Here is a 4,919-nt window from a genome sequence, read left to right as displayed (position 1 = left end):
CGGATTAAATTGTGACGCATCCGGATACCCGTCTTTCACCACTTCAGCAATACCCGCAATGCCTACCACTTTGCAACTTGAATGATAAAAAAACAGCAAATCGCCGGTTTTTATCTCATCGCGCAGAAAATTTCGCGCCTGATAATTTCGCACACCATCCCAGGGTTCGGTTTGGTTGGGCCGCTTTGCCAAATGGTCGATGCCAAATACATCGGGTTCCGATTTAAATAGCCAGTAATTCATGTTTCATTCCATCACTTGATTGCGGCCAATATTACCCCATATATACAACAGAATGTATGAATTAGGTATTAACTATGTCTTCTGTTCACTTGGTTTGTCCGTCTTGTCAGGCTTTAAATCGCAGCCCGGAAGCTAAACTACAGGATTCCCCAACTTGCGGTAAATGCAAGTCAGCCTTACTCCCTTCGGCGCCCATTAATTTAACCGATGCAACCTTTCAGCGCTTTATACAGAAAAGTGAAGTACCTGTTATTGTGGATTTTTGGGCCGACTGGTGCGGTCCGTGCAAAATGATGGCGCCCACGTTTCATGCCGTGGCAGCCAATCTGCAAGGCTGGGCCATATTTGCCAAAGTAGATACTCAGGCCAACCCGGGTGTAAGCCAGCAATATCAAATTCGCAGTATTCCCAGTTTGCTGTGTTTTAAACATGGCAAAGAGACCGCTCGCCAGGCCGGGGCCATGCCTCAACAGGCGCTGACACAATGGGTGCAACAGGTTATTTAAACCTTTTTAAATGGGGCGCCACCCACTTTACACTTTACACTTTACTGACATAGTCCGGAATATACGTTGCAGTCTGTTATGTGTGCCGCTCCCGTTGGTGCGGCTTTCACGTTAGGAGACCAACATGGATATTCAATCTGCCACTTCATCGGTATTTCAAACCGAACAAACAATGGCAAGTAATCAGATAAAACCGCCACCACCGCCAAAACCACCTGCCCAGGACGAACTATCAGCATACATGAGCGAAAGCCGCGATGACGAAGCGGTTAAAAGCTTTATGCAGGACATAATGGCAATGGAGCAATCTGGCACCTTCAATGCCGAACAGGCTGCCTCGATGGCGCCCGCCTCGCTTCAACAGTATGCGCAAGAAAATGATATTGATTTGACAGCATTTTTACAGAAAAAACACGACGCATTTCAACAGCGTCAACATAATACTGAAGGTGCTGAAGGTAGCAACTCCGTTGCCACTCAAACTTATCAGGTAGTAGAGTCGACACAATCCCCGCAGCAGTCGTTACTGGAAAAATTAGCCGGTAGTATTGGCATTAACACCGTAGCCTGATGCTCACAACTGTGTGATGCAGAACCGGCAAACTCCTGCCGGTTCTGCGATGTATTTCCGGACTCGCCGTCATTTATTGCCGCCACAAAAATACATCCTTCCACAACGCTATATCCCCGGCGCAGCCTTTGCTATACTAGCGGGGTTTTCACTTTCCTGACGATACCATGCAAGCAACTATTAAGGCTGAGCGCGGCCTGTTTTCTTACCCCAAATACTGGGCACATTGTTACGGCAGTGCGCCGTTTTTACCTATGTCACGTGCAGAAATGAACGAGCTTGGGTGGGACAGCTGCGACATTATTCTGGTCACCGGCGATGCCTATGTTGATCACCCCAGTTTTGGCATGGCTATTATCGGCCGCCTGTTAGAAGCCCACGGTTTCCGCGTTGGTATTATTGCGCAACCAGATTGGACCAATAAAAACGATTTCATGAAGCTGGGTAAGCCAAACCTGTATTACGGTGTTACCGCGGGCAACATGGACTCTATGATCAACCGTTACACTGCCGATAAAAAGCTTCGTCACGACGATGCCTATACGCCGAACAACGAAGGCGGGAAACGCCCTGATCGCGCAGTAACCGTGTATTCTCAGCGGTGTCGGGAAGCTTACAAAGACGTACCCATTATTATTGGTGGTATTGAAGCCAGCTTACGCAGGATTGCCCATTACGACTACTGGTCGGAAAAAGTACGCCGTTCTGTTTTATTTGATGCCAAGGCTGACCTGCTGATGTTTGGTAATGCCGAACGTCCGTTGATTGAGGTAACCCATCGGTTGGCCGCAGGTGAAAACATTGCGGATATCACTGATGTACGCGGCACCGCCATTATCGTAAAACAAGCTTTGCCCGAGTGGCAGGGTGTGGATTCAACGTCATTGGATCGTCCGGGGAAAATCGATCCAATACCCAGTCCTTATATTATGGAACCGGATTGCGACGGCAATAACGAAAACAAACCGGATGCAGAAACCGCCGTTGAAGCTAAACCCATAGTGATACAACCGGCGGAACGCCGCAAACCCTGGGAAAATGTGTACGTGAAGTTACCTGCATTCGAAGTGGTGCGGGACAACAAGATATTGTACGCCCATGCAAACCGCATTTTGCATCAGGAAACCAATCCAGGCTGCGCGCGCGCTCTGTTGCAGCGCCATGGCGACCGCCATATCTGGATAAATCCACCGGCCATGCCGCTGGAAACTGAAGAAATGGACGCGGTTTTCGATTTGCCTTATCAGCGTGTGCCGCACCCAGCATATGGCAAGGCAAAAATCCCCGCGTATGACATGATCCGCTTCTCCATTAATATTATGCGAGGGTGTTTCGGCGGATGTACATTCTGTTCGATTACCGAACACGAAGGGCGCATTATTCAAAGTCGTTCTGAAGACTCAATTATTCGTGAAATTGAACAGATCCGCGATACAGTACCCGGATTTACCGGCGTAATTTCAGACTTAGGCGGCCCTACGGCTAACATGTACCGTCTGCGCTGTAAAAGCCCTAAAGCAGAAGCGACCTGCCGTCGCCCGTCTTGTGTGTACCCCAGTATTTGTGCGCACATGGATACTGATCACACACCTACAATCAACCTGTATCGCCGGGCGCGTGAATTACCCGGCATCAAGAAAATCCTGATTGCCTCGGGCGTACGCTACGACCTGGCCATTGAGGACCCGGAGTACGTTAAAGAACTGGCACTCCACCACGTTGGCGGCTACCTTAAAATTGCACCGGAACATACCGAAGATGGCCCGCTAAGCAAAATGATGAAGCCAGGCATGGGCACCTACTATCGGTTTAAAGAGCTGTTTGATAAATATTCCGAGGAAGCCGGTAAACAACAATACCTGATCCCGTATTTTATTGCTTCACACCCGGGTACCAGCGACGAAGACATGCTGGCACTGGCAATTTGGCTGAAAGAGAACCGATTTAAGCTTGATCAGGTACAGAATTTCTATCCTTCGCCTATGGCGACGGCCACTACCTTATATCACACCGAAGTAAACAGTCTGCGCAAAGTGTCTAAAGACAGCGAAACGGTAACCTCAGCAAAAGGCGAAATTCATCGCCGTTTACACAAGGCTATGCTGCGTTATCACGATCCGAAAAACTTTGCGCAGATTCGCCAGGCACTGATCAAGATGGGCCGGGAAGATCTCATTGGACGAGGCCCTCAGCATTTGGTTCCACCGGAAAGCGCGGATGAAAAGCGTCAGCGTGCACCCAAAGCTCGCGGTGGTGAAAGGGCCATGACCAAACATACCGGATTTGGCAAAACCAACCGCCCCGTTAAAAACAAACCAACCCAGAATTCGTCTGGCTCATCTCGCCCAAACAAAGGTAAACGCAACGAATCACGTTAATAAATTAGCCTTTTGATTAATGGCACCGCGTAAAAGCCTGACTACACTGAAGTCAGGCGTTTACGTGGGGCATGTTATGGTATTCGGCAAGTATTCCATTCGTTTGGATAATCAGGTGATGGTGATCCATTGTTACGGCTGTTGGAACGCATCAACCGCCCTTCAGTTTATAGAAGAATTTAAACGCTCGGCGCAATATATTTACCAATCGTCCTGGGCTCATATTGTATTTTTCGACGACTGGGTATTGTCTACTCCCGATTGCGAAGCACCTGTTAACGACATGCTGAAGTGGGCAGTACGAAATAAAATGACTCACTCCGTTCGCATTTACCGCGAAGATGCGCTTAAAAGCTATCAGTTAAACCGTATGATGGATGAGCGGGATAACAGCCATGTTATTCGCCATTTTTATACTGAGGAGGAAGGATTCAACTGGCTGGCTGAAAGTGGCTATCTGGTTGAGCAACCACGTGTGGTTGCCTGAGCAATACGCATTTTCACAGAGTTGTTGTGTAATATGATTTGAATCAAGGCATTCATTAAAGTAGCTTTTTACAATGTCTACAGTGAATAACCACTGTGACTATTGAGAAAGCAGTTATGAATATTGAAAAACACGATCTGGTTCACGAATTCCCTGATCACCAGCACACTATTCGCCACTTAAAAATGAACGACCGTCATTTTGCCAAGTTGTTCGACCGCTATAACGATCTGGATTCAGATATCCGCAAAATAGAAGAAAGCGGTCAGCCAACCACCGATGATGTACTCAATGATATGAAAAATGAACGCGTACAGTTGAAGGACGATTTATATTGCTTTATTCGTGAAGCAGAATCTGCACTGTAATGGTTCTGTTTGGCAGCATAAAAAAGACGGGTTATGCCTTTGCATAACCCGTCTTTTTTTGTACAGTCAAACGCAGTGTCGATATTTCAGGCTGGTTTTGCATCCAGCCTGAATACCGGAAATGGCTATGGAATGTGCGCCAGTGAGGCCTGAATTTCTTCTGCCGTTGGTTTCAATTGTGGCAACCCCTTCTGTTCTCTGCGACGCCCCAAATAATACAAAATGGGAGAAGCTATAAACACCGATGAACTGGTTCCAATTACAATGCCAAATAGCATGGGTAACGCAAAACTGCTTACCGTCGCGCCACCGGCAATACCCATGGGCAACAAGGCTAGAAAAGTGGTAGCCGAGGTAAAAACGGTG

General features: G+C 47.8%; 6 protein-coding genes and 1 pseudogene. 5 read left to right on the top strand and 2 right to left on the bottom strand.

All coding sequences use genetic code 11. The features are described 5' to 3' along the window. Window positions 1–243, bottom strand: a 243-nt coding sequence (locus ACLR2L_RS18860; RefSeq protein ID WP_413370395.1) for an EVE domain-containing protein, incomplete at its 3' end; no start/stop codon positions are given. A gap of 74 nt (window positions 244–317) precedes the next feature. On the opposite strand from ACLR2L_RS18860, the gene trxC reads away from it, so the two are divergent. The 5 genes from trxC to ACLR2L_RS18835 all read left to right on the top strand — a co-directional run bounded on the left by trxC (window position 318) and on the right by ACLR2L_RS18835 (window position 4,553). Next, a complete protein-coding gene (gene trxC, locus ACLR2L_RS18855) occupies window positions 318–749 on the top strand; it encodes a thioredoxin TrxC (protein ID WP_413370393.1) in 432 nt (143 codons plus the stop codon). A gap of 124 nt (window positions 750–873) precedes the next feature. Continuing rightward, on the top strand, window positions 874–1,320 hold the full coding sequence (locus tag ACLR2L_RS18850; protein ID WP_413370391.1) for a hypothetical protein: 447 nt from the start codon (window positions 874–876) through the stop codon (window positions 1,318–1,320). 167 nt (window positions 1,321–1,487) lie between these two features. After that, window positions 1,488–3,698, top strand: a complete 2,211-nt coding sequence (locus ACLR2L_RS18845; RefSeq protein WP_413370389.1) for a YgiQ family radical SAM protein — start codon at window positions 1,488–1,490, stop codon at window positions 3,696–3,698. Between the two features lie 19 nt (window positions 3,699–3,717). Then, the gene (locus tag ACLR2L_RS18840; RefSeq protein ID WP_413370387.1) at window positions 3,718–4,185 is read left to right on the top strand and encodes a hypothetical protein; all 468 of its coding nucleotides are present in this window, start codon (window positions 3,718–3,720) and stop codon (window positions 4,183–4,185) included. A gap of 116 nt (window positions 4,186–4,301) precedes the next feature. Continuing rightward, window positions 4,302–4,553: a YdcH family protein gene (locus ACLR2L_RS18835; protein WP_140956770.1), complete on the top strand. Its 252-nt coding sequence runs from the start codon at window positions 4,302–4,304 to the stop codon at window positions 4,551–4,553. Window positions 4,554–4,678: 125 nt separating this feature from the next. On the opposite strand, the pseudogene ACLR2L_RS18830 reads toward ACLR2L_RS18835, so the two are convergent. After that, window positions 4,679–4,919, bottom strand: a pseudogene (locus tag ACLR2L_RS18830) (hypothetical protein); the annotation flags it as partial.

This window comes from Alteromonas sp. AMM-1 (assembly GCF_047290655.1).
Classification (GTDB): Bacteria; Pseudomonadota; Gammaproteobacteria; order Enterobacterales; family Alteromonadaceae; genus Alteromonas; species Alteromonas mangrovi.
The sequence above is the reverse complement of the archived record's forward strand: the minus strand, read 5'-3'. Positions and strand labels throughout refer to the sequence as shown.